The sequence below is a fragment of the Pseudomonas sp. SWRI50 genome, assembly GCF_014269095.1.
Taxonomy (GTDB): domain Bacteria; phylum Pseudomonadota; class Gammaproteobacteria; order Pseudomonadales; family Pseudomonadaceae; genus Aquipseudomonas; species Aquipseudomonas kermanshahensis.
Genome location: NZ_JABWRW010000005.1, coordinates 179,366 through 200,803, shown reverse-complemented (window position 1 = coordinate 200,803; position 21,438 = coordinate 179,366). Strand labels below are relative to the sequence as shown.

The window sequence follows — 21,438 nt, the reverse complement described above, 5'->3', positions numbered from 1 at the left end:
TCGCCGGCAAGCCAGCTCCCACAGCCCCTGCTAAATCAATGAGCTATGTGTTGTTCTCTGGAGAGTCACTACACAACCCGCCGTGCATCCCTGCGCACGGCCTGCGGCGGCACGCCAAAGCCGCGCATGAACACCTCACGCATATGGCGGCGATCCCTGAACCCCGTTTCCCTCGCCACCGTATCCAGGCTGTGGCGGCTTTGCTCGATCATCAACCGGGCGGCCTCCAGGCGCAGGCTTTCCACCGCCTTGGCCGGTGATTGCCCCGTCTCCGCAGTAAACACACGGGTGAATTGCCGGGGGCTCAGGTGCACCACATCCGCCAGTTCGTCAACACTGAGCGGGCGGTTAAGGTGCTTGCGCGCGTAGTCCAGCGCGCTCTGGATGCGGTCTGACTTGGGCGCCAGCGACAACAATTCCGAATGCTGCGACTGGCCGCCAGAGCGGCGTTGATGCATCACCAGCTTGTGCGCAATAGAACGGGCAAGCTCAGCCCCCAAGTCCTTTTCCACCATCGCCAGCGCCATGTCCAGCGCGGCGGTCATCCCCGCCGAGGTCCACACAGGGCCGTCAACGATGAAGATGCGGTCGTCCTCGACCGTGATTCGCGGGTGCATGCGCTGCAAGGCTTTGGCGTAGGCCCAGTGCGTGGTGGCGCGACGGCCCTCCAGTACACCCGCTTGGGCGAGCACAAATGTACCGGTGCACAACCCAGCAGTGCGACGCGCACCGTCGACAAACCCCCGCACGCTTTTCAGCACGTCGTCGGAAGGCGGCGTCAACGGGGTCAGTGTACCGGTGACCATCCAGCTGTCAGCAAGGCCCGGCGCCCCTAAGGGCAACGTATCGATGTGCATCCCTAAAGAAGAACGCACAGTCCCCCCGCCGATTGAGTAGTTCTGAATCCTGTAGACCTCTTCGCCCGCCACAAGGTTGGCGAACTCGAACACGGTCTGCGTTGCCAGGGACATGACCTGGAAGCCCTCCGTGATCAGATAGCCGACTCGATGCATTGCTGTGCTCCTTAACGCCATGTCCTGAATCAGTACTTTATGCGTCATTTAAGCCGCAGGCAAACTTGAGCATCATGGCGCCAGTCCCTACCCGCGGAGCTGCACCATGACCCAAAGCGTTCGCTCCGCCATTTTCACCCCCAGCGTGAAAGTCTTACTTCATTCAGCGGGTTTCTGGACTAAACCCAAGCGGATAGCCTGCGCCCAACTTCCCATTCCACTGAGGTAATGCCAATGAAGGCCGTCGTATACACCCAAGCCGGTTTGCCGATTCAAGACCCACATTCGCTGTTCGACACAGACCTGCCCAAGCCAACACCCGGCGCCCGAGACCTGCTGGTCGAGGTCAAGGCCATTGCCGTCAACCCGGTCGATACCAAAGTGCGCGCCTCACGCCAGACCGGCCAGCCACAGGTATTGGGGTGGGACGCGGTGGGGATCGTGCGCGAAGTAGGCGCCGAGGTCACATTGTTCCAGCCAGGCGACGAGGTCTTCTATGCCGGCGCCATCGATCGCCCGGGCAGCTACAGCGAATATCACCTGGTCGACGAACGCATTGTCGGGCACAAACCGCGTAGCCTCGACGATGCCAGTGCCGCCGCGTTGCCATTGACCTCCATCACTGCCTGGGAACTGTTGTTTGATCGACTGGGTATCGCGCCGAGCGGTGGCGTGGGGCAAAGCCTGTTGGTGATCGGGGCTGGCGGCGGCGTCGGCTCAATCCTGGTGCAACTGGCCCGGCAGCTCACGCAACTCACGGTCATCGGCACCGCCTCCCGGCCCGAAACCCAGCAATGGGTCAGCGAACTGGGTGCCCACCATGTCATCGACCATTCGGCTTCGATCGCCTTGCAACTGGAAGCACTCGGGGGCAATCCTGTTGATTATGTGATCAGCCTGACGCATACCGATACCTACCTGCCGCAGCTTGTGGAGGTGCTTCGCCCACAAGGCAAACTCGCACTCATCGATGACCCCGCGCAGTTGGACGTCATGCCACTCAAGCGCAAATCGCTGTCGCTGCACTGGGAACTCATGTTCACGCGCTCGCTTTACCACACCGAAGACATGATCAAACAACACGAACTACTCGAGAAGGTATCAGCGCTTATCGACGAAGGTGTACTCAAGACCACCGTCGGCGAGCACTTCGGCACCATCAACGCGGAAAACCTCAAGCGTGCCCATGCCCTCATAGAGCGTGGCCAGGCCCGGGGCAAGATTGTTTTGGAAGGTTTCTGATCCCGGCACACTGTTGCAACTTCCAAGAGGGCCAACTTTGCGCTGGCCCTCTTGCGCCCCTGATGACGAAGCGTAACGCGCCCGCTAGAATCAAACGCTGAATGTGACCGTAAACACTTCGTTTGCCTGAAACTGTTCGGCGGTCATGCAGGCAGCCGGTGTCTGGTAAACCGGCAGGGGCCGCCTATGACTTTGCAACCTCCCGTCAATCTGACCAACTGCGATCGCGAACCCATCCAGATTCCGGGCAGCATCCAGCCGCACGGTTGCCTGTTGGCCTGCAATGCGGCAGCAAGCGTGGTGCTGCGTCACTCCGCCAATACCCCAGGCATGCTGGGCGTTGCCGGGGACATCAACGGTCAACGCCTCGAAGCAATTATCGGCACCGAGGCTGCGCATACCCTTCGCAACGCACTGGCACGGGTCAAAGAGGGCACTCGCCCGGCACTGTCGTTTGCCGTGAGCCTGCCGTCCGGTCAGGCGTTCGATATTGCCGCGCATATTTACAAAGGCACCGCCATCCTCGAGTTCGAGCCCTGCGGTGCAAGCATCGCCGAGCCGATTGAGCTGGTCCGCACCGTCATCACCCAACTGCGCGAGATCGACCGCTCCGAGAAGCTATTCGCCGACACTGCCCGACGTGTGCGAGCGCTGCTGGGCTACGACCGGGTGATGATCTACCAGCTTGGCGTTGACGGCGCTGGCAAGGTGATTGCCGAGGCCAAGCGCAGCGGCCTGGAAAGCTTTTTGGGGCAGTACTTCCCCGCGTCCGACATTCCGCAGCAGGCGCGCGCCCTGTACCTGCGCAATCCGGTCCGCATCATTTCCGATGCCCAGTTCAAGACCGTGCCCATCACCCCTGTGCTGGACCTGAATGGTGAACCGCTCGACCTGTCCTACGCGCACCTGCGCAGCGTCTCGCCCATTCACTGCGAGTACCTGAGCAATATGGGCGTAGGCGCGTCCATGTCCATTTCGATCATCGTCGACGGCGCGCTCTGGGGGCTGATTGCCTGCCACCATTACGCACCCCGCACGTTGTCCATGGGCCAACGCGTCGCGGCAGAAATGTTCGGCGAATTTTTCTCGTTGCATATCCAGACTCTGCGCGCCAAGCAAAGCCTGGAGGCCGCCGCCTACGCACGCGAAGTGCTCGACAACCTGCTGCGTGATGCACACCGCACCGCCGACTTCGAGGAACTGCTGCGTGCTCGCATGACGGACTTCAAGGCGCTCATCCCCTGCGACGGCATCGGCATGTCGCTGCAAGGCCGCTGGACCGCTGAGGCACTGACACCGCCAAACGTGGCGTTACCCAGCTTGTTGAGATTCGCCGAAGGTGTCGCCGAGGGCCGTACCTGGGCTTCGAACTGCCTCTCGATGGCGCACCCACCTGCCCAGGATTACGCCGTCGACGTTTCGGGCGTGTTGGTCATTCCGATGTCACAGCAGCCCCGGGATTACCTGATGCTGTTTCGCAAAGAGGTGATCGAGACCCTGGATTGGGCCGGCGACCCCAACAAAACCTACGACAGCGGCCCGTTAGGTGAACGCCTGACGCCACGCAAGAGCTTCGCGGTGTGGAAACAGACCGTTCACCACCACTCACAGCCTTGGTCCGAGCAAGACCGCCAGTTTGGCGAGGCCATCCGCGCCGCGATAGTCGAGGTGGTGCTGCATAACAGTGAGCTCATGGCCGACGAGCGCTCCAAGGCGGACGTCCGCCAACGGATGCTCAACGAAGAGCTCAACCACCGGGTGAAGAACATTCTTTCGCTGATCGGTGCGCTGGTGGCCCACCCCACCGCCGAAAACCAGACCCTCAACAGCTACGTGGCAACGCTCAAAGGCCGCATTCAGGCGCTTTCCCTGGCGCATGACCAGGTCGTGCGAGGTGATGGCGGTGGGCGCTTCTCCACGCTTCTGGAAGCCGAGCTGTCGCCCTACCGCACCTCGGCCGATGTCATCGAGCTGAACGGCCCCAGCCTGCTGCTTGATGCCCGCGCCTACTCGGTGCTGGCCTTGGTGCTCCACGAACTGGCGACCAACGCCGCCAAGTACGGCGCGCTGTCTCGGGCAGGTGGCAAGCTGGCCGTGAGTTGGCAGGTCGATGTGAGTGGGGCGTGCGACATCACGTGGCGCGAAAGCGGTGGGCCAACGGTTCGCCCACCCAGCCGAAGTGGTTTCGGTTCGGTGCTGATCGAACGCAGCATCCCCTTCGACCTCGGCGGCACCAGCACGCTCGAATACAGGCCAGAAGGGCTGCAGGGGTATTTCAAGATCCCTGCCAAACACCTGACCCAGGTCGAAACGGTCGATGCCGTTGCGCCAACGGCGCCACCGGCTGCGCCTCATGTCAGCGGCTCGGACCTGGTCAAATCCTGCGTGCTGATTCTCGAGGACCAGCTGGTTATTGCAGTAGGCCTCGAACAGATTCTGGCCGATGCGCTGGTCGAAGACGTGATTACCGCAAGCTCCGAAGCCGAGACGATGAAGCTGCTCGCCAGCCGCAGGCCGGATGTCGCGGTGCTGGATATCAACCTGGGGACGGGCACGTCGATTGCCGTCGCCGAAGAACTCACGCGCAAAAACATCCCGTTCCTGTTCGCCACCGGCTATGGCGACAGCATCAGCATTCCTGCGCATTTGAAGCACGTCCCTGTTGTGCGCAAGCCCTACGATGCCCTGTCGATTCTGACGAATCTGGAAAACCTGATAGACAGCAGGCAGTAGGCAGCGGGAGCACACGATCGTCCGCTGCCTACCCTGCCCAAGGCTCACGCCCTAGATCTGAGCCTGACCGCCATCGACAAACAGTTCGGCGCCATTGACGAAACTTGAGTCATCGCTCGCCAGGAAGACGGCGGCATTGGCAATTTCCACAGGCTCACCCACACGCCCCAGTGGCACCTGGGCGGCCAGGTAGTCCAGCAACCCCTGCTGTTGCTCTGCATCGGGGCCCGCCAGGTCAACCAGGCCTGGGGTTCGCGTGGCACCTGGGCTGAGGGTGTTGACCCTGACCCCGCGGTCCTTCAGGTCGAGGATCCAGCTGCGTGCGAATGCCCGAACGGCGGCCTTGGACGCCGAGTACACGCTGAATGCCGCAGTCCCGGAGCTACCGGCGGTAGAGCCCGTAAGAATGACGGAAGCGTTCGGCGCCAACAACGGCAACGCTTTCTGCACCGTGAACAGCACACCTTTGACGTTGCGGTCGAACGTATCGTCGTAGTGGGCCTCGGTGATGTCTCCCAAGGGGAGCATCGAGCCGCCACCCGCGTTGGCGAACAGCACATCCAGACGCCCCTGTTGCTGGCCGATTTGGGCATACAGTGCGTCCAACTGGTCAAGCCGGGTCGAATCGACGGCGATGCCGGTGGCGTTACCGACCAGCGCTACGGCCTTGTCCAGCTCGCTCTGGCGGCGGCCGGTGATGTACACATGGGCGCCCTCCTCTGCGAAACGTTTGGCGGTGGCCAGGCCGATACCGGTGGTGCCGCCGGTTACCAGTGCGATCTTGCCTTCAAGTTTGTTGCTCATGGTGTTTCTCCCGAGGGGTAGTGATTGGCTGTGGGAGAAGCTTATCGACGCACCGTTATTTTCAAAATAGAATCATTTGAAACTCATCATTGCAGAATTGAAATGGCAAGAATCCCCGATTTCGAAGGGCTGGCAATGTTCGCCAAGGTGGCGGAAGAAGGTTCCTACGCAGCGGCGGCGCGCGCCATGGGCGTGTCGGTACCGACGGTATCGCGTGCGGTGGCGCGTCTGGAGGCACGCTTGGGCGGTCGTCTGTTCAATCGCACGTCACGCCAGCTTTGCGTCACCGAGTTCGGCCAGCGCATGGTCGAACAGGCCAGCGCGTTGTACCGCCAGGCAGAAGAGATGGAAAGCGCCGCCCAGGAGATGTCGGTGCAGCCACGGGGCTTGGTGCGCCTGGCGGTGCCTATGTCATTCGGCTTGCGCTGGGTAGCGCCGCTGCTGCCCGCGTTGATGGCCAGGTACCCCCAGTTGGAACTCGACCTTCACTTGTCAGATTCGACAGTCGATCTGGTTGCCGAGGGGTTCGATGCAGCACTGCGTATTGCAGCACTGCCGGATTCGTCCTTGGTAGCGAGACGTATCTGTGCGGTCACGCAATACCTGGTAGCCGCGCCGTCATACCTTGCGCGTCATGGACGCCCTGAGCACCCGCGCGACCTGGTTGACCATGCCTGCATGAGCTACGCCTACCGCGCCCGCAGCCAGGTTTGGCGGTTCACCCACAGTGACGGCACCGAACAAGACGTCGTGCCGCGGGGGCCCCTGCGTGTGACCAATTCTGATGCGTTGGTGGCGCCCTTGCTGGAGGGCTTGGCGATCGCCGAATTACCGGATTTCATCGCCTCCGAATACTTGGCGGACGGCCGCCTTGAGCACCTGCTACCCACGTGGAGCATGACCCAAGGCGGCTTGTATTTCGTCACACCCTCAGCCCGAAGCCGGCCGAGAAAGGTCCAGGCCTTGGCTGATTTTTTCATCGAGCGGCTGGCCGGGTCACAATGGCTGACGCCAAACGTGACCTGACGGTGGCTCAATTATCCAGTTCATCCTTGGTGATATTGCCGGAGTGGGGATCAACGTGGAATTCGTACTGCTTGCCATCGGCCTTGATGCCCTCGCCTTCCCAGTGGCCGTCATCCGCTTCAATCTTGGTGATCTGGGTGTAGCCGGCGCCTTTAAGCACCGTCTCTGCCTGGTCTTTGTTCACCTTCCAGTCTGCACCTGGTTGGTCAGCCCACGCGGCACTAGCGCCCAGTGCGCCAACCAGTGCCAACCCCGTCAATACGCGCGTCATGGTTTTCATCGTCAACATCCTTTTTGCCTGAGTTAAAGGATGCGACCTGGGCGCTGTCGTTTCGGTTCAATCATCGTTACGCTTGCAGCCACGTTCATTACACAAAGGGTTGACGGTGCACTCCTCCGAACGTTTGAAGGGCATTGACGTTTTTGTCTGCGTGGCAGACCTCGGCAGTTTTGCCGCGGCGGCGCAGCGCCTGAACCTGACCAGCTCGGCTGTCAGCAAAGGTGTCGCGCGGCTGGAAGCTCGCCTGGGCTTACGCCTGTTCGAGCGCACGACCCGTCGGCTTGCCCTGACCGATGCGGGGCAAACGTTCTACAAGACCTGCTCACGCGTGCTGGCCGACCTCGAAGCATCGGAATTGGCCCTGCATGAAGACTACTTCGAGCCACGGGGTCGGGTGCGCATCGACCTGCCCGCAGCGTATGGGCGGCTGCACGTCTTGCCGGTCATTCTCGACTACCTCAAACGCCATCCCCAGTTGCAGCCACACGTGTCCTTTACCGACAGCTTCGTCAACCCGACCGAGCAGGGTATCGATATCGTGGTACGTATCGGCGGCACGGACGTTTGGCCGGAGGACCTGGGGCACCAGTTCATCGGTGCTCAACGGTTCATCTTCTGTGCCTCACCGGGCTACTTGCAAGCCCGTGGCACACCGCTCGATGAGGCGGACCTGCAAGCCCATGACTGTGTGGTTTACGGGCAGCCCGACGGGGTGGGCAGCCCCTGGCACATGACCGGTATGCAACCGGGTGAAATGGAGCGGCGCTTCATGCCGGCGCGGCTTGCCATCGGCGATGGCGAAGGGGTGGTACAGGCAGTCGTGCAGGGTTTGGGGGTCACTCAGGTGCCCACCTGGCTGGTCAATCAACAGCTGGAAAGTGGCGCGTTGATTGAAGTGTTGCCGCACTTGGCGACAGATGGGCTGCCGATGAACGTGGTTTGGCTCAAAAAACGCGAGGCCCTCCCCCGCGTCAGGGCGCTGCTGGATGTGCTGCTGTACGCACTGCGAACAGACGGCCACCGCCTCGCGCCCTGCGATTAGTGAATATAATTCGCGCTCCATCTGAAATATTGCCCGTAATAGGCTTTTTAAGAATCAATACAATGGCAGCCCCTGATTGAGGAACTGCCTGCATGACTGCTGTTGAACGCCCACCCGTGGGCTTTGCGACCGACCGACGCGCGACCTTGGGGACTTTGGTCCTCGCCGCCTCCGCCTTTTTAATTGTCACTACCGAGTTCTTGATGGTCGGCCTGCTGCCCGGGCTGGCACGCGACCTTGATGTCTCGATTTCGACTGCCGGGCAGTTGATCACGCTGTTTGCCTTCACTGTCATGCTGGCGGGCCCGCCGTTGACGGCGGCACTTGCTCACCTGGACAGGCGCAAACTGTTCGCAGCCATCCTCGCCTTGTTCGCGGTGTCCAATGCGCTGGCGGCCCTTGCGCCAAACATCGGGGTCTTGGCAGTGGCGCGTTTCCTGCCCGCCCTGGCACTGCCTGTCTTTTGGGGTACAGCCAGCGAAACGGCCGCCAGCATGGTCAGCCCTGATCGCCAAGGGCAGGCCGTCGCGCGGGTCTACCTCGGCATCTCAGCTGCGCTGTTGCTGGGCATCCCATTGGGGACGTTGGCGGCTGACGCCATAGGCTGGCGCGGGGCTTTCTGGATATTGTCTGCTGCATCGGCGGCCATGGCCTTTGCCGTGCTCATCTGGATGCCAGCGGTTGCGCGCGTGCCCAGGGTCGACTTGCGCCAACAGGCGCGGATCTTCCGTGAACCGAACTTCCTCGCCAATGTGGCGCTGTCGATCATGGTGTTCACCGCGATGTTCATTGCCTACACCTACCTGGCCGACATGCTCGAGCGTACCGCAGGTGTTGCAACTGCGGATGTCGGCTGGTGGCTGATGGGCTTCGGTGCCATTGGTTTGCTGGGCAACTGGCTGGGGGGGCGAGCTGTCAGGCATTCGCCGATCAAGGCCACTGCGCTGTTTCTTGTGTTGCTGGCGATGGGCATGGCGGCCTTCAGCCCACTGGCCGCTGCGCCTGTGACGCTCTGGGGCGCACTGGCACTGTGGGGCATCGCCAATACGGCGCTCTACCCCATCTGCCAGGTGCGCGTGATGCATTCGGTGGCGCACTCTCAGGCACTGGCTGGCACCACCAACGTGTCTGCCGCCAATGCCGGTATTGGCTTGGGTGCGCTGTTGGGGGGGCTGGTCATCCCAACATTCGGGGTGTCGACGCTGGGCTATGTGGCCGCAGGGGTGGCCCTGCTGGCGTTGCTGTGTGTGCCCGCCGTGGCGCGGCTGCAGCGTCAGGCACCCAGCGCTTAAAGCATGTGCCCCGCCCAGATGCCCTGCGCTACCAGCTCTGAAGCAAGCTCGACGAAGGTTTCACCCACATAGCGCGTGGCTGGGCTGACATGCCTGTCCGCAGGCGACACCATGACCAGCTTGCGCATCGGTGTCGGCTCGATCAGTGGCGCCGCACACAAGGTGCCGTTCTGCAGGTGGGTGTAGATCGAGGCCAAGGGCAGCGCAGTCAAGCCGAAGCCATGACGCACCAGGTCGATCATCGCCCCGAACGAATCGGCCTCGACATTGGCGGCAATCTTGAAGCCGACGTCCGCGGCGCAGTGGTCCATGATCTTGCGCAAGCCATGGCGCGGGCTGGGCAGCACCAACTGCTGCTGGGCCAGGGTTGCGAAGTTGACCGGGTTGTCCCACGCCAAGCCTGCGCTGGGCGGCCCGACCAATACCAGGTTCTCCATCATCACCGGCACGATGCGCAGGGTGTGCAGCGGCTCCAGGTCATAAGAGATCGCCAGCTCCAGTTCGCCACGCTGAATCCAGTCCACCAGGTAGCCGCTGAAGGCCGACGAGAAACGGATCGACAAGTCCGGGTGGGCTTCGCGGATCCGGGTCACCAGGGGCACGGTGACGATTTCTGCGATGGTCGGTGTGGTGCCGATCGCCACGGCCCCGCGAAACGATGCATGCCCGCCCACTACCGAACTGCGAATGGCCTCCAGTTCATCCATGATCCGCGTAGCGTGCTGCAGCACTTCGCTGCCGGCGTCGGTGATGATCATGCCGCGGCCATGGCGCTCGAACAGGTAGACCCCAAGCTCCTTCTCCAGTTGCCGGATCTGCCGGCTCAAGGCGGGCTGTGCAATGTGCAGCCGGTCGGACGCCTTGCTGAGGCTGCCAAGCTCGGCAACATGGATCAGGGTTTTGAGTTGAACGACGTCCATCGGCAGGCCCGTGTCGAGGCAGAAGGTAACTGGCAGTCTAAACAGCACACCTGTCAGCAGCTATAGAATTTCAGCATATCAGTTAGTCAGCTAGTCCCCTTATTGACGGGCCCACTCTGGAGTAGCGTGAAAACAGGGTCGATCACCGATCGGACGCCCGCTACAAGAATAAGACCAGAGGCTGACTACCATGCCAACTCCCCGCTCCAGCACCACCCTCGTTGAAGATGCCCCCGCCCGCCAACCCAATCGTGTCAGAGCGATCATGGGGGCCTGCTCCGGCAACCTGGTCGAGTGGTATGACTTTTTCATCTACGCCTATACGGCAATCTACTTCGCGGCGTCGTTCTTCCCCAAAGGCGATACCACCACGCAGTTGCTGGCCACCGCGGGTGTGTTCGCCGTCGGTTTCTTCATGCGGCCCCTGGGTGGGTGGATTTTCGGCTGGCTGGCCGACACCCGTGGGCGCAAGGTGTCGATGATTATCTCGGTGTTCATGATGTGCGCCGGGTCGCTGCTGATCGCGGTGATGCCGACCTATGAAACGGTGGGTATCGCCGCACCGATCATGCTAGTCGTTGCACGGCTGATACAGGGGCTCTCGGTGGGTGCCGAATACGGCACCGGCGCAACCTACATCAGCGAAATCGCGACACCAGGCCGGCGTTGCTTCTATGGCTCGTTCCAGTACTTCACGATCATCGCCGGGCAATTGCTGGCCCTGTTCACCGTGGTCATCCTGCAGCAGACGCTCAGCGATGAGCAGTTGCGTGAATGGGGCTGGCGGATTCCGTTTTTCATTGGCGCCATCAGCGCGGTGGTTGTCGTGTACCTGCGCCGCTCGATGCACGAAACCGCCTCGAAAAAAGACATGCACCGCGAGGGTGCCGGGTCGTTGCGCGGCATGTTCAAGCACAAGCGTGCCGTCGGGCTGGTGATCGCCTTTACCATCGGTGGGTCGCTGTACTTCTATACCTTCACCACCTACATGCAGAAGTTTTTGGTGATATCGGCAGGCTTCGACGCGGCCACGGTGAGTTTCATCATGACCTCGGCGCTGATCGGCTTCATGCTTTGCCAGCCGCTGTTCGGCCTGATGGCAGACCGGCTCGGGATCAGGACGCACATGCTGATGTTCTCGAGCCTGGGCGTGCTGCTGGTAATCCCGCTGCTGTTCGCCATCAAGCATACCCACAACCCCTTCATGGCCTTTGCGCTGGTCTTCGGCGGGCTGGTCATCGCCTCGCTCTACACCCCGATCGCGGGCATCGTCAAAGCCGAATTGTTCCCCCCTGCAGTGCGTGCGCTGGGGGTCGGGTTCCCGTATGCCATCGGTAACGCGGCGTTTGGCGGGACAGCTGAATATGTCGCGCTGTCGTTCAGGGCCGAGGGGGCCGAGGACTACTTCTTTTTCTACGTGGCCGCCGTCCTGTGCGTGACCTTTATCGCATCGATGCTGATGCCCAACCTGACGCGGCATGGGTACATCAGTGGCGATGGCAGGGTCGAGGAGAATACTGGTATGCCGGCCAGCAAGGTGCAGACCGCCAAGGCCTGACCTCGCCAACATTGCCACTTTATTGACCCGCGCGGCCCTGATGGCTTCCCCGAGGAAGCCACCAGGGCCGCTTCGTTTTGCCTGGCCGGCCACTTCGCGAGCTATGCCATGACGGCATATCTCAAAGAGAAAAACGGTAGTCGTCGGTACCCCGCGTTGCCTGCATGATGAGGCAAAACAAGAGCAGCACTGGAGACAACCATGTCATCGCAAGAAGCTGAACAAAGCTGGCAAGAAGACGTTTTCCGCGTCCTCAAGGCCCACGACGTCAAGCATGTCGTGTTCGTTCCGGATGCCGGTCATTCGGCCGCTATCCGCATGTCGTACCAGGACCCTGATATCAAGGCCGTCGTTCTCACCACCGAAGAAGAAGGCATTGGTTATCTGGCCGGCGCCTGGCTGGGCGGTGAACGCGGTGCACTGTTGATGCAGTCCAGCGGCGTCGGTAACTGCATCAACACGCTGGCCCTGCAGAACTGCGCGGGTTTCCCCCTGCTGATGGTGGTGACCATGCGCGGTGACTGGGCCGAGTTCAACGCTTGGCAAAACCCCATGGGCCAGGCCACCGAGGCCTCGCTGCAACTGATGAAGGTCATGACCTGGCGTGCCGATGTGCCAGAAGACGTTGCGCCACTGCTGCATGGCGCCGCCACCATGGCCTTCAATGGTGATTCCGCCACTGCCTTGCTGCTCGGCCAGCGCCTGATCGGAGAAAAGAAATGGGTCAAGTAAGCGCCAACCACACGCTGTGCCGCCGTGAGGTGGTGCGTACCCTGCTCGCTGATCGCCAGGATGTACTGGTCGTGACCGGCCTGGGCTCGGCGTCTTACGACGTCATGGCTGCCGGTGACCACGATGGCAACTATTACCTCTGGGCGGCCATGGGCAGCGCCATCACCGTAGGCCTGGGCCTGGCCAACGCGCAACCCGACAAGTCGGTGGTGGTCGTCACCGGTGATGGCGAGCTGCTGATGGGCTTCGGCGCCCTGGCGACTGTCGCCCTGCAGAAGCCTGCCAATTTGACCATTGTGGTGCTGGACAACGGCCACTTCGGCGAGACCGGCATGCAGGTCAGCCACGCCGGTTTCGGCATCAAGCTCGACCAGGTTGCCCAAACCTGCGGCTTCAGCTGGACCCGCGAGATTCGCGACATGGAAGGCGTGCATGACCTGCGCGAACGCTTCGCCAGCCGCGAAGGTGTGAAGCTGGCTACCGTCAAGATCAAGGCCGAGAACCCACCCCGCGTGCTGCCGCCGCGTGACGGCCACTACATCAAGAACCGCTTCCGCGCTGCCCTGGGCTTCCAGCCTCTTTGACCGTGTCAGGCGCAGGTTGGCAGCCGAGCCACGACAAGGCTGCCAGCCTGCGCCGCCTGGAGAACAATAATGAGCGACTACGACAACGAAGAACTCAACGCCATCCGCGAGGGCGTGCGGGCCCTGTGTGGTGATTTCCCTGCCGAATACTGGCGCAAGATCGACGAAGAAAAGGGCTTTCCGGAGGCCTTCGTCAAGGCCATGACCGATGCGGGCTGGCTTTCTGCGATGATTCCGGAAGAGTACGGTGGCTCCGGCCTGGGCCTGGCCGAGGCCTCGGTGATTCTTGAGGAAGTCAACCGTTGCGGCGGTAACTCCGGCACCATTCACGGCCAGATGTACAACATGTTCACGCTGCTGCGTAACGGCAGCGAAGAACAAAAAGGCTATTACCTGCCAAAACTCGCCAGTGGCGAACTGCGCCTGCAGTCGATGGGTGTCACCGAGCCTATCACCGGCACCGACACCACCAAGATCAAGACCACGGCCGTGCGCAAGGGCGACAAGTACGTCATCAACGGCCAGAAGGTCTGGATTTCGCGCGTCCAGCACTCCGACCTGATGATCCTGCTGGCCCGTACCACACCGCTGGCAGAGGTGAAGAAAAAATCCGAAGGCATGTCGATTTTCCTCGTCGACCTGCGCGAAGCCATCGGCAACGGCCTGACCGTGCAGCCCATCGCCAACATGGTCAACCATGAGACCAACGAGCTGTTCTTCGACAACCTGGAAATCCCTGCCAGCAGCCTGATTGGCGAAGAAGGCAAAGGCTTCCGCTACATCCTCGACGGCCTCAACGCCGAGCGCACGCTGATCGCCGCCGAGTGCATCGGCGATGGCCGCTGGTTCATCGAAAAGTCCAGCCAGTACGCCCGCGACCGCGTGGTGTTCGGCCGCCCGATTGGGCAGAACCAGGGCGTGCAGTTCCCGATCGCCGAGGCGCACATCGAGATCGAAGCAGCCGACCTGATGCGCTGGCGTGCCTGTGCCGAATACGACAGCGGCAAGAACGCCGGCGCCGCGGCCAACATGGCCAAGTACCTGGCGGCGAAGGCCAGTTGGGAAGCCGCCAACGCCTGCCTGCAAACCCACGGCGGTTTCGGCTTTGCCAACGAATATGACGTCGAGCGCAAGTTCCGTGAGACGCGCCTGTACCAGGTGGCCCCGATCTCGACCAACCTGATCCTGTCGTACGTCGCCGAGCACCTGCTGGAATTGCCACGCTCGTTCTGACCGATGCCGCCCCTGGTCGCCAAGGCGCCAAGGGGCCCTGCCATGACAAGAGAGATAACCATCATGAGCCAGCCTACGGCAATCCGCCCGCTAGACGGCATCACCGTCATCAGCCTCGAACATGCCATTGCTGCGCCCTTCTGCACCCGTCAACTGGCGGACCTTGGCGCCCGCGTGATCAAGGTCGAACGGCCGGGGGTCGGTGACTTTGCGCGGGGCTACGATCAACGGGTCAACGGCCTGGCTTCGCACTTCGTCTGGACCAACCGCTCGAAAGAAAGCCTCGCTCTGGACCTCAAGCAGGACATCGCCGGCGACATTCTCGACCAGCTTCTGGAGCAGGCCGACGTGTTGGTGCAAAACCTGGCGCCGGGCGCCGCTGCGCGCCTGGGGCTGTCGTTCGAGGCGCTGCATGCGCGGTTCCCCACGCTGATCGTCTGCGACATTTCGGGCTACGGCGCGGGCGGCCCTTTTGAACAGAAAAAGGCCTACGACTTGCTGATTCAGAGCGAAGGCGGCTTTTTATCGGTGACCGGCGGCCCGGGTGACGAGCAGATGGCCAAGGCGGGCAACTCGATTGCCGACATCGCGGCCGGCATGTACGCCTACACCGGCGTGTTGTCGGCCCTGCTGCTGCGTGGCCGCACCGGCGAAGGCAGCCATGTGGAGGTGTCGATGCTGGAAAGCCTGGTGGAGTGGATGAACTACCCGCTGTACTACGCCTACGAAGGCGCGACCCCGCCGCCCCGCGCCGGCGCGGCGCACGCGACCATCTACCCGTACGGCCCCTTCCCCACCGGCGATGGCAATACCGTGATGCTCGGTTTGCAGAACGAGCGCGAATGGCGCCTGTTCTGTGAACAGGTGCTGCTGCAACCCGCGCTGGCCGACGATGCGCGGTTCTCTGCCAACTACCTGCGGGTGGCCAACCGTGAGGCTTTGCGTGCACTGATCATCGAGGCGTTCGCCGCCCTGGACTTGGACACGGTGGTTGCGCGCCTTGATAGCGCCAGCATTGCCAACGCACGGGTCAACGACATGCAGGGGGTGTGGCAGCACCCGCAGTTACAAGCCCGCGACCGTTGGCGCCAGGTAGCCACGGCAAACGGCAGCATACCCAGCCTGCTGCCCCCGGCCAGCAGCAATGCCTACCGCCCACGCATGGACCCAGTACCAGCCTTGGGGGAGCACAGCGAATGCATCCTCGCCCAGCTTGGGCTGTCTGCCGAACGTATACAGGAACTGCGCCGCGATGGGGTCATCTGACCCCTGCAGGCACAGCGTTGAATGATCGAGGACCACGACAATGACAACACACGACCTCAGCCGCTGGATTGGCCGTAGCGAAACCAGCCACGATCGCATCACCCACAACCTGGTCAAGCGCCTCGCGGCGACCCTCAGCGAGCCCGCACCCTCGGCGGGAGAACCGCTGCCCCTGCTCTGGCACTGGGCGTTCTTCCAGGACCCCGTCGAGGCCACCGGGCTAGGCGCCGATGGCCACCCCGCGCGCGGCGGTTTCTTGCCGCCAGCAGACAACCGCAACCGGATGTGGGCCGGCAGCCGCCTGACCTTCATCAGCCCTTTACAGGTGGAAGCGCAGGTAGCACGCCACTCGACGATTCTCAACGTCGAAGAAAAACACGGCCGCACCGGGTCGCTGCTGTTTGTCACCGTCAGGCACGTGTATGTCCAGGATGGCCATGAAGCGCTGATTGAAGAACAGGACATCGTCTACCGCGAGCCCACCCCACCCAAGCTTGGCGGTACCGAGCCGGCACCCGCCGGCGCTTGGCAGGAGACCGTGACGCCCGACGCAACCCTGTTGTTCCGCTACTCGGCCGTCACCTTCAATGGCCATCGCATCCACTATGACTGGCCCTATGTCACTGACACCGAAGGCTACCCGGGGCTAGTGGTGCACGGGCCCTTGATTGCCACGCTCAATCTGCGCGCCTTTGCCCGTGCCAACCCCGCCGCCCAGATACGCCGATTCAGCTTCCGCGGCTTACGCCCGTTGATTTCGCCGACCACTTTCGAGGTGGGTGGGCGCCTGCTCGAGCGCGGTAAGGCGCAGCTTTGGGCAACCGCCGAAGCGGGCATGGCGCAAACCGCAGAAGTCGAATTCAGCCTGGAGGCCAGCCAATGAGCCAGGCCATCGTGCGCTCTGCCCTGTTCGTCCCCGCCAGCCGCCCGGAACGTATCGCCAAGGCGCTGGCCAGCGGCGCTGATCGGGTGATTGTGGATTTGGAAGATGCCGTTGAAGAAGCGGCGAAGGCGCAGGCGCGGGACAACCTGCAGGCATTTCTGGCCGAGCAGCCCGAGGCCTGCGTGCTGGTACGGGTCAACGCCCCGCAGCATTGGGCGCACGCGGCTGACCTTGCGCTGTGCCAGCGTCACGCCGGTGTCAGTGGCATCCTGCTGCCCAAGGCCGAAACGGTCGAGCAGGTGCAGCGTGCGCGTGCTACCGGCAAGCCGGTCTGGCCAATTATCGAGAGCGCACGTGGGCTGGTCGGCCTGCCCTTGCTGGCGGCCTGTGAGGGCGTCGAACGCTTGTCCTTTGGCAGCCTTGATCTGGGCCTGGACCTGAACCTGCGCACGGCCAGCGAAGCCGCCGAACAGGTGCTCGGGCAGGCGCGCTATGCCGTCTTGCTGCACAGCCGCGCTGCCGGCCTTGCGCCGCCGCTCGATGGCGTGCACCCGGACATTCAGGACGTCGCTGGCCTGCAGCGGCACGTCCAGTTCGCTCGCGACATGGGCTTTGGCGGGGCCTTGTGCATTCACCCCAGCCAGGTCAGCGTGATTCATCGCGCCCTGCAACCTTCGCCCGATGAGTTGGAATGGGCGCACCGCGTGTTGGCTGCGGCCGAAGGCGGTGCCGGCGTGTTCACCCTGGATGGGCAGATGGTGGATGCGCCGGTGATCCTGCGCGCCCGTGCCCTTGTGCACGCCGCAGGCAAGGGTGAATAGCCATGCCCGACGCCCGTCACGTGCAACAGTGCCCCAGCCCTCTGCTCACTGTGGCACAGGGCTTGATGGCAGAAGTCGGCTATGGCGCCATGAGCATGCGCCAGCTCGCGGCCCGGGCTGGCCTGCAGCCGGGCAGCCTTTACCACCACGTTGCGAGCAAACAGGACCTGCTGCTCGATGTATTGCTGGACATTCTCGCCCAGCGCCTCGAAGCCTGGCGCCGAGGGCCCTACACCCGCGACCTGCGCGGCTACCTGCGGTTTCAACTCGCGCGCCAGGCATCGCATCCCTTTGAGGCGTTGTTGCTGCGCCACGAATCACGCCATGTCGAGCCTGGCCAACGTGGGTGGCTGGAGCAGGCGCTCAATCGTTCACGCGCGCCTTTGTGCCAGATCATCGAACACGGCCAGCAACAGGGGCGTTTCACGGTGGGGGATATCGCCAGCGCAGCCGAGGCGATTCTGGCCCTGATAGACACCGCCGAAGGTATGCGCCGTCGGCCAATGCCGGTGGATGACGCGAAAATCGAGGCCTGGGTAATACAGATGAGCCATGCGCTGCTGTCGGCATGCCCGCCTGCAAAACGGCCGGCACGCACCGCCCGGCTGACGGGAGCCACCTGAAACCGCGTATCATCGGGCCTCACACCAGAGGCCTGTCATGTTCGATTGGGAAGACCTGCGTCATTTTTCTGCATTTATCAGCGCCGGCTCGCTGTCGGCCGCTGCCAAGCGCTTGGGGGTTGACCACGCCACCGTGGCGCGGCGGATCAGTTCGCTGGAAGCCTCGCTGCAGTTGAAGCTGGTGGACCGCCGCCCACGGGCTTACGCCCTGACCGAACAGGGCGTGCGCGTTGGCGAGTTTGCCGAGCAGATGCTGGCATCCTCGTTTGCGCTGGAGCATTTTGCCAGTGCCGACCAACAGGCCGTTGCAGGCGAAGTCGTGATTGCCGCCCCGCCCGCGCTGTTGGGCAGCATGGTGGCGCGTAGGCTGGGCGAGCTGTACAAACGTTACCCTGCCTTGCAACTCACCTTGGTCGGCAGCAAGTCGCGCGCGTCGCTGGCCCGCCGCGAGGCGGACGTGGCAATCACCTTGGCCAGGCCCACCGAGCCAACCCTGGTGGCCAGCCTGCTCGGGCATCTCGAATACAGGCTGTACGCATCGGCGGCCTACGTGCGCCGACGCGAACCGCACCTGTACATCGGCTACGACGACTCTCAGGCGAAATCCCCACAGCAGCGCTGGCTGCTTGAGCAGGCCGCAGGTCGCCCTTTCGCCCTGCACAGCAACGACCTGCGCATCCAGGCCCAGGCTGCGGCCGGTGGCGTGGGGGTAGCCTGCCTGCCCGGCTTCATGGCCGAAGAGTACGGGCTCAAGCAAGCCTGCGAGGACGCCAGGTCGATGAGCATCGAAATTTGGCTGGCCGTGCACGAGGACGTGCGCAACACCCCCCGCATCAAAGCCGTAACGGATTTTCTGCTCGAGCAGGTCAAACCCCTGCTGCGCTTGTGAATTTTTGCAGATATCACCTGCACATCCTGGGAATTTGCACGCTTACGTCGCGCCGCTAACCTTGTTCCATCGCTCGGCTACACACGCTGGGCAATGCTGACCAAGAGGATTCACAGATGCAGTACGTCAAACTCGGCAACACCGGCCTGGACATCTCCCGACTGTGCCTGGGGTGCATGACGTTCGGTGACCCAGATGCCGGTACCCATCCCTGGACCCTGGATGTGCAACAGAGCCGCCCGATCATTCGCCACGCGGTAGAGCAAGGCATCAACTTCTTCGACACAGCCAATAGCTACTCGGCGGGTACATCGGAAGTGATCCTGGGCCAATTGCTGAAGGAATTCACCCGCCGTGAAGACACCGTCATCGCGACCAAGGTCTTCTACCCGGCGAACATGTGGCAAGGCGCAAGCAAGCCGAACGAGCAAGGCCTGTCACGCAAGGCGATCCTCAGCAGCATCGACGCCAGCCTGACCCGCCTGGGCGTGGATTACGTCGACCTCTACCAGGTTCACCGCTGGGATTATCACACGCCGATCGAAGAAACCATGGAAGCCCTGCACGACGTGGTCAAGGCCGGCAAGGCACGCTATATCGGTGCGTCTTCAATGTATGCCTGGCAGTTCGCCAAAGCCCAGCACGTCGCAGCGGCCAATGGCTGGAGCCGGTTCGTGTCGATGCAGAACTACCTCAACCTGCTGTACCGGGAGGAAGAGCGGGAGATGATCCCCTTGTGCCAGGACCAGGGCGTCGGGCTGATGCCCTGGAGCCCGCTGGCCCGTGGCCGGCTGACCCGGCCCAAGGGCCAGGAAACCGCGCGCACGCTCAGCGATGTTTCTGGCAAGTCGTTTTATGCAGGGACAGAAGTCGAGGATGGCCGAGTGATCGATGTGGTCGAGCAGATTGCCAGCGAGCGTGGCTTACCCATGGCTCAGGTTGCCTTGGCCTGGGTGCTCAGGCACCGCGCCGTGTCGGCGCCGATTATTGGCGCATCGAAGCCTGGGCATCTTGACGATGCCATTGCGGCATTGGGGCTGCAGATGTCTGATGAAGAGGTTGCGCGGTTGGAAGCACCGTATGTGCCGCATGCGGTTACCGGGTTTAAGTAGGGGTTGTAGGCCGTGGTGCAAGGCTGGCGTTTTGTGGGGCTGCGGACATCGAGCGCCGCCCGCGCGGCGCATCGCGAGCAACGCTCGCTCCTACGTTTGTTTCGGGCCAATTATTCCTGGGGCAAACGCACGCGACCGTCTTGGTGCATGGCGCAATATTGCGTCAAACCCACAAGGCGGTCGCGCGCAAACATCACAGGCCTCACTGGCCCGAAACAGATGTGGGAGCAGCCTTGTGCTGCGAAGCGCCGCGCGGGCGGCGCTCGATCTCGCAGGCGCTAAAGAGCTTGAGGCATGCGCGTCTCGCTCCCCCCCTCAGCCGCAACCTGATCGCCCTCCGGCCAGGCGCGTGGGTCCAGGTCTAGATCGCGGAACTGGCTAGCATCAAATACCGGTATCTGCACCCCGGCCTTGCGCTGCTGGTCATAATCGTCAATCAGGCGCAGCACCACCTTGCCCAACAACGCCAGTGCTACCAGGTTGACCAGGGCCAGCAAGCCACCGCCGCCAGGGCATCCTGGGTCAGCACCAGGCCATCCCCTCCGAAACCAGGCGTGTAGAAGCCCGATAGCAAAATCAGCAACGCCGTGCAGGTACAGATGACGAACGTGTCGAAAAACACACTGAACGCCTAGCAGTGGATGAAAACGACTAGGTGATTGCCGCCAGGCCGGCATGGTGGATGCCGTGCGCGCTGACCGCTCGGTGGCCGTCGTGATGCATGACAACCAATTTGACGCGATCAATACGGAGCACCACCGATGAGCGAGCAGGACACCGACGGCGGCGTCCAGCGCCTGAACCTGACCAGCGCCCTACTGGGTCAGCTACCCGGAGATGGTACAACTGTGTGGCGCCCGCAGCGCGATCGTCACGTGTGAGGCCAGCAGCGGTTTCAAGCTGACGCCTGAGCGGTTGCTGCGCTGGTAGGCCCGAAAGCGTTCATCCATCAAAGCCGGGACGTGTTTCAGCGCCGCCGTGACCTGATGGTGAAGGCGATTGATGGGATCCCAGGGCTGCACTGCGAGCAACCGGCCGGGGCATTCTATGCCTTTGCCAATTGCGCCGGGCTGATCGGCAAGACCTCCGCGGGTGGTCGTTACCTGGCCACTGACGAGGATGTCGCGCTGGCCCTGCTCGACGAAGCCGATGTCGCCGTGGTGCATGGCAGTGCCTTCGGGCTCGGGCCTTACCTGCGCATTGCCTACGCGCTGGACGATGCGTCGCTGATGGCAGCATGTGATGCGATCGGGCGCTTCTGTCGCGCGGCCAGGTAGGAGCAGCCTTGTGCTGCGAAGAGGCCGGTGAAAACACCATCAGTCTTCGTTGCTTGCACTGGCCTCTTCGCAGCACAAGGCTGCTCCTACACCGAAGGGGTGCGCCTG

General features: G+C 62.5%; 19 protein-coding genes and 2 pseudogenes. 16 read left to right on the top strand and 5 right to left on the bottom strand.

From position 1 onward, the window contains the following. Positions 1-68: 68 nt before the first annotated feature. Positions 69-1,013: a GlxA family transcriptional regulator gene (locus tag HU750_RS08110; protein WP_186678397.1), complete on the bottom strand. Its 945-nt coding sequence runs from the start codon at positions 1,011-1,013 to the stop codon at positions 69-71. A gap of 234 nt (positions 1,014-1,247) precedes the next feature. Between HU750_RS08110 and HU750_RS08105 the strand changes: the two genes are divergently transcribed. Together HU750_RS08105 and HU750_RS08100 are read left to right on the top strand one after the other, a co-directional pair. Continuing rightward, the gene (locus HU750_RS08105) at positions 1,248-2,255 is read left to right on the top strand and encodes a zinc-binding alcohol dehydrogenase family protein (RefSeq protein WP_186678394.1); all 1,008 of its coding nucleotides are present in this window, start codon (positions 1,248-1,250) and stop codon (positions 2,253-2,255) included. Positions 2,256-2,441: 186 nt separating this feature from the next. Continuing rightward, the gene (locus tag HU750_RS08100; protein ID WP_186678392.1) at positions 2,442-4,988 is read left to right on the top strand and encodes an HWE histidine kinase domain-containing protein; all 2,547 of its coding nucleotides are present in this window, start codon (positions 2,442-2,444) and stop codon (positions 4,986-4,988) included. Between the two features lie 51 nt (positions 4,989-5,039). Here HU750_RS08100 and HU750_RS08095 read toward each other — a convergent pair whose 3' ends face one another. Continuing rightward, on the bottom strand, positions 5,040-5,792 hold the full coding sequence (locus HU750_RS08095) for an SDR family NAD(P)-dependent oxidoreductase (protein ID WP_186678385.1): 753 nt from the start codon (positions 5,790-5,792) through the stop codon (positions 5,040-5,042). A 102-nt stretch (positions 5,793-5,894) separates the two neighbouring features. Here HU750_RS08095 and HU750_RS08090 point away from each other — a divergent pair, with 102 nt between their 5' ends. Next, positions 5,895-6,818, top strand: coding sequence for a LysR family transcriptional regulator (locus HU750_RS08090; RefSeq protein ID WP_085272891.1), 924 nt, complete (start codon positions 5,895-5,897; stop codon positions 6,816-6,818). 7 nt (positions 6,819-6,825) lie between these two features. On the opposite strand, the gene HU750_RS08085 is transcribed toward HU750_RS08090, so the two are convergent. Next, positions 6,826-7,098 carry a PepSY domain-containing protein gene (locus HU750_RS08085; protein ID WP_027593326.1) on the bottom strand — a complete coding sequence of 91 codons (273 nt, stop codon included), beginning with the start codon at positions 7,096-7,098 and terminating at the stop codon, positions 6,826-6,828. A gap of 106 nt (positions 7,099-7,204) precedes the next feature. Between HU750_RS08085 and HU750_RS08080 the strand changes: the two genes are divergently transcribed. Together HU750_RS08080 and HU750_RS08075 are read left to right on the top strand one after the other, a co-directional pair. Beyond that, positions 7,205-8,140: a LysR substrate-binding domain-containing protein gene (locus HU750_RS08080; RefSeq protein WP_186678382.1), complete on the top strand. Its 936-nt coding sequence runs from the start codon at positions 7,205-7,207 to the stop codon at positions 8,138-8,140. Between the two features lie 92 nt (positions 8,141-8,232). Then, a complete protein-coding gene (locus HU750_RS08075; RefSeq protein ID WP_186678379.1) occupies positions 8,233-9,432 on the top strand; it encodes an MFS transporter in 1,200 nt (399 codons plus the stop codon). Here the strand turns inward: HU750_RS08075 and HU750_RS08070 are convergent. Then, complete coding sequence (locus HU750_RS08070; protein WP_027593329.1) at positions 9,429-10,352, bottom strand: LysR family transcriptional regulator; 924 nt, start codon at positions 10,350-10,352, stop codon at positions 9,429-9,431. The two genes, HU750_RS08075 and HU750_RS08070, sit on opposite strands and share 4 nt — an antisense overlap. Positions 10,353-10,542: 190 nt before the next feature. Between HU750_RS08070 and HU750_RS08065 the strand changes: the two genes are divergently transcribed. The 10 genes from HU750_RS08065 (at position 10,543) to HU750_RS08020 (ending at position 20,053) form a co-directional block, all read left to right on the top strand. After that, positions 10,543-11,910 carry an MFS family transporter gene (locus HU750_RS08065; protein WP_027593330.1) on the top strand — a complete coding sequence of 456 codons (1,368 nt, stop codon included), beginning with the start codon at positions 10,543-10,545 and terminating at the stop codon, positions 11,908-11,910. A 201-nt stretch (positions 11,911-12,111) separates the two neighbouring features. After that, complete coding sequence (locus HU750_RS08060; protein WP_027593331.1) at positions 12,112-12,642, top strand: thiamine pyrophosphate-binding protein; 531 nt, start codon at positions 12,112-12,114, stop codon at positions 12,640-12,642. Further along, a complete protein-coding gene (locus tag HU750_RS08055; protein ID WP_027593332.1) occupies positions 12,630-13,226 on the top strand; it encodes a thiamine pyrophosphate-dependent enzyme in 597 nt (198 codons plus the stop codon). Before HU750_RS08060 ends, HU750_RS08055 begins: the two co-directional genes overlap by 13 nt. A 69-nt stretch (positions 13,227-13,295) precedes the next feature. Beyond that, entirely contained in the window at positions 13,296-14,459 is a 1,164-nt protein-coding gene (locus HU750_RS08050) for an acyl-CoA dehydrogenase family protein (protein ID WP_186678376.1), read from the top strand. 63 nt (positions 14,460-14,522) lie between these two features. Continuing rightward, a complete protein-coding gene (locus tag HU750_RS08045) occupies positions 14,523-15,725 on the top strand; it encodes a CaiB/BaiF CoA transferase family protein (RefSeq protein ID WP_027593334.1) in 1,203 nt (400 codons plus the stop codon). Positions 15,726-15,765: 40 nt separating this feature from the next. Further along, the gene (locus HU750_RS08040) at positions 15,766-16,608 is read left to right on the top strand and encodes an HTD2 family dehydratase (protein ID WP_186678373.1); all 843 of its coding nucleotides are present in this window, start codon (positions 15,766-15,768) and stop codon (positions 16,606-16,608) included. Continuing rightward, positions 16,605-17,429, top strand: a complete 825-nt coding sequence (locus HU750_RS08035) for an HpcH/HpaI aldolase/citrate lyase family protein (RefSeq protein WP_186678370.1) — start codon at positions 16,605-16,607, stop codon at positions 17,427-17,429. The genes HU750_RS08040 and HU750_RS08035 overlap by 4 nt, the downstream gene beginning before the upstream one ends. Before the next feature lie 2 nt (positions 17,430-17,431). Continuing rightward, positions 17,432-18,052 (top strand): TetR/AcrR family transcriptional regulator, encoded by a 621-nt coding sequence (locus tag HU750_RS08030; protein WP_186678367.1) that lies wholly within the window; start codon positions 17,432-17,434, stop codon positions 18,050-18,052. Between the two features lie 37 nt (positions 18,053-18,089). Then, positions 18,090-18,941: a LysR family transcriptional regulator gene (locus HU750_RS08025; protein ID WP_186678364.1), complete on the top strand. Its 852-nt coding sequence runs from the start codon at positions 18,090-18,092 to the stop codon at positions 18,939-18,941. Positions 18,942-19,057: 116 nt separating this feature from the next. Further along, entirely contained in the window at positions 19,058-20,053 is a 996-nt protein-coding gene (locus tag HU750_RS08020; protein ID WP_186678359.1) for an aldo/keto reductase, read from the top strand. Positions 20,054-20,331: 278 nt separating this feature from the next. Here the strand turns inward: HU750_RS08020 and HU750_RS08015 are convergent. After that, positions 20,332-20,684, bottom strand: a pseudogene (locus HU750_RS08015) (alanine:cation symporter family protein); the annotation flags it as partial. A gap of 280 nt (positions 20,685-20,964) precedes the next feature. Here HU750_RS08015 and HU750_RS08010 point away from each other — a divergent pair. Further along, positions 20,965-21,330: pseudogene (locus tag HU750_RS08010) on the top strand (aminotransferase class I/II-fold pyridoxal phosphate-dependent enzyme); the annotation flags it as partial. Positions 21,331-21,438 lie beyond the last annotated feature (108 nt).

Excerpts from the sequence above, each read along its gene's own strand:
- HU750_RS08035 (WP_186678370.1), top strand. The coding sequence starts at position 16,605 with ATGAGCCAGGCCATCGTGCGCTCTGCCCTGTTCGTCCCCGCCAGCCGC.
- HU750_RS08060 (WP_027593331.1), top strand. The coding sequence starts at position 12,112 with ATGTCATCGCAAGAAGCTGAACAAAGCTGGCAAGAAGACGTTTTCCGC.
- HU750_RS08075 (WP_186678379.1), top strand. The coding sequence starts at position 8,233 with ATGACTGCTGTTGAACGCCCACCCGTGGGCTTTGCGACCGACCGACGC.
- HU750_RS08050 (WP_186678376.1), top strand. The coding sequence starts at position 13,296 with ATGAGCGACTACGACAACGAAGAACTCAACGCCATCCGCGAGGGCGTG.
- HU750_RS08045 (WP_027593334.1), top strand. The coding sequence starts at position 14,523 with ATGAGCCAGCCTACGGCAATCCGCCCGCTAGACGGCATCACCGTCATC.
- HU750_RS08100 (WP_186678392.1), top strand. The coding sequence starts at position 2,442 with ATGACTTTGCAACCTCCCGTCAATCTGACCAACTGCGATCGCGAACCC.
- HU750_RS08040 (WP_186678373.1), top strand. The coding sequence starts at position 15,766 with ATGACAACACACGACCTCAGCCGCTGGATTGGCCGTAGCGAAACCAGC.
- HU750_RS08025 (WP_186678364.1), top strand. The coding sequence starts at position 18,090 with ATGTTCGATTGGGAAGACCTGCGTCATTTTTCTGCATTTATCAGCGCC.
- HU750_RS08030 (WP_186678367.1), top strand. The coding sequence starts at position 17,432 with ATGCCCGACGCCCGTCACGTGCAACAGTGCCCCAGCCCTCTGCTCACT.
- HU750_RS08020 (WP_186678359.1), top strand. The coding sequence starts at position 19,058 with ATGCAGTACGTCAAACTCGGCAACACCGGCCTGGACATCTCCCGACTG.
- HU750_RS08070 (WP_027593329.1), bottom strand. The coding sequence starts at position 10,352 with ATGGACGTCGTTCAACTCAAAACCCTGATCCATGTTGCCGAGCTTGGC.
- HU750_RS08085 (WP_027593326.1), bottom strand. The coding sequence starts at position 7,098 with ATGAAAACCATGACGCGCGTATTGACGGGGTTGGCACTGGTTGGCGCA.
- HU750_RS08105 (WP_186678394.1), top strand. The coding sequence starts at position 1,248 with ATGAAGGCCGTCGTATACACCCAAGCCGGTTTGCCGATTCAAGACCCA.
- HU750_RS08095 (WP_186678385.1), bottom strand. The coding sequence starts at position 5,792 with ATGAGCAACAAACTTGAAGGCAAGATCGCACTGGTAACCGGCGGCACC.
- HU750_RS08090 (WP_085272891.1), top strand. The coding sequence starts at position 5,895 with ATGGCAAGAATCCCCGATTTCGAAGGGCTGGCAATGTTCGCCAAGGTG.
- HU750_RS08110 (WP_186678397.1), bottom strand. The coding sequence starts at position 1,013 with ATGCATCGAGTCGGCTATCTGATCACGGAGGGCTTCCAGGTCATGTCC.
- HU750_RS08065 (WP_027593330.1), top strand. The coding sequence starts at position 10,543 with ATGCCAACTCCCCGCTCCAGCACCACCCTCGTTGAAGATGCCCCCGCC.
- HU750_RS08055 (WP_027593332.1), top strand. The coding sequence starts at position 12,630 with ATGGGTCAAGTAAGCGCCAACCACACGCTGTGCCGCCGTGAGGTGGTG.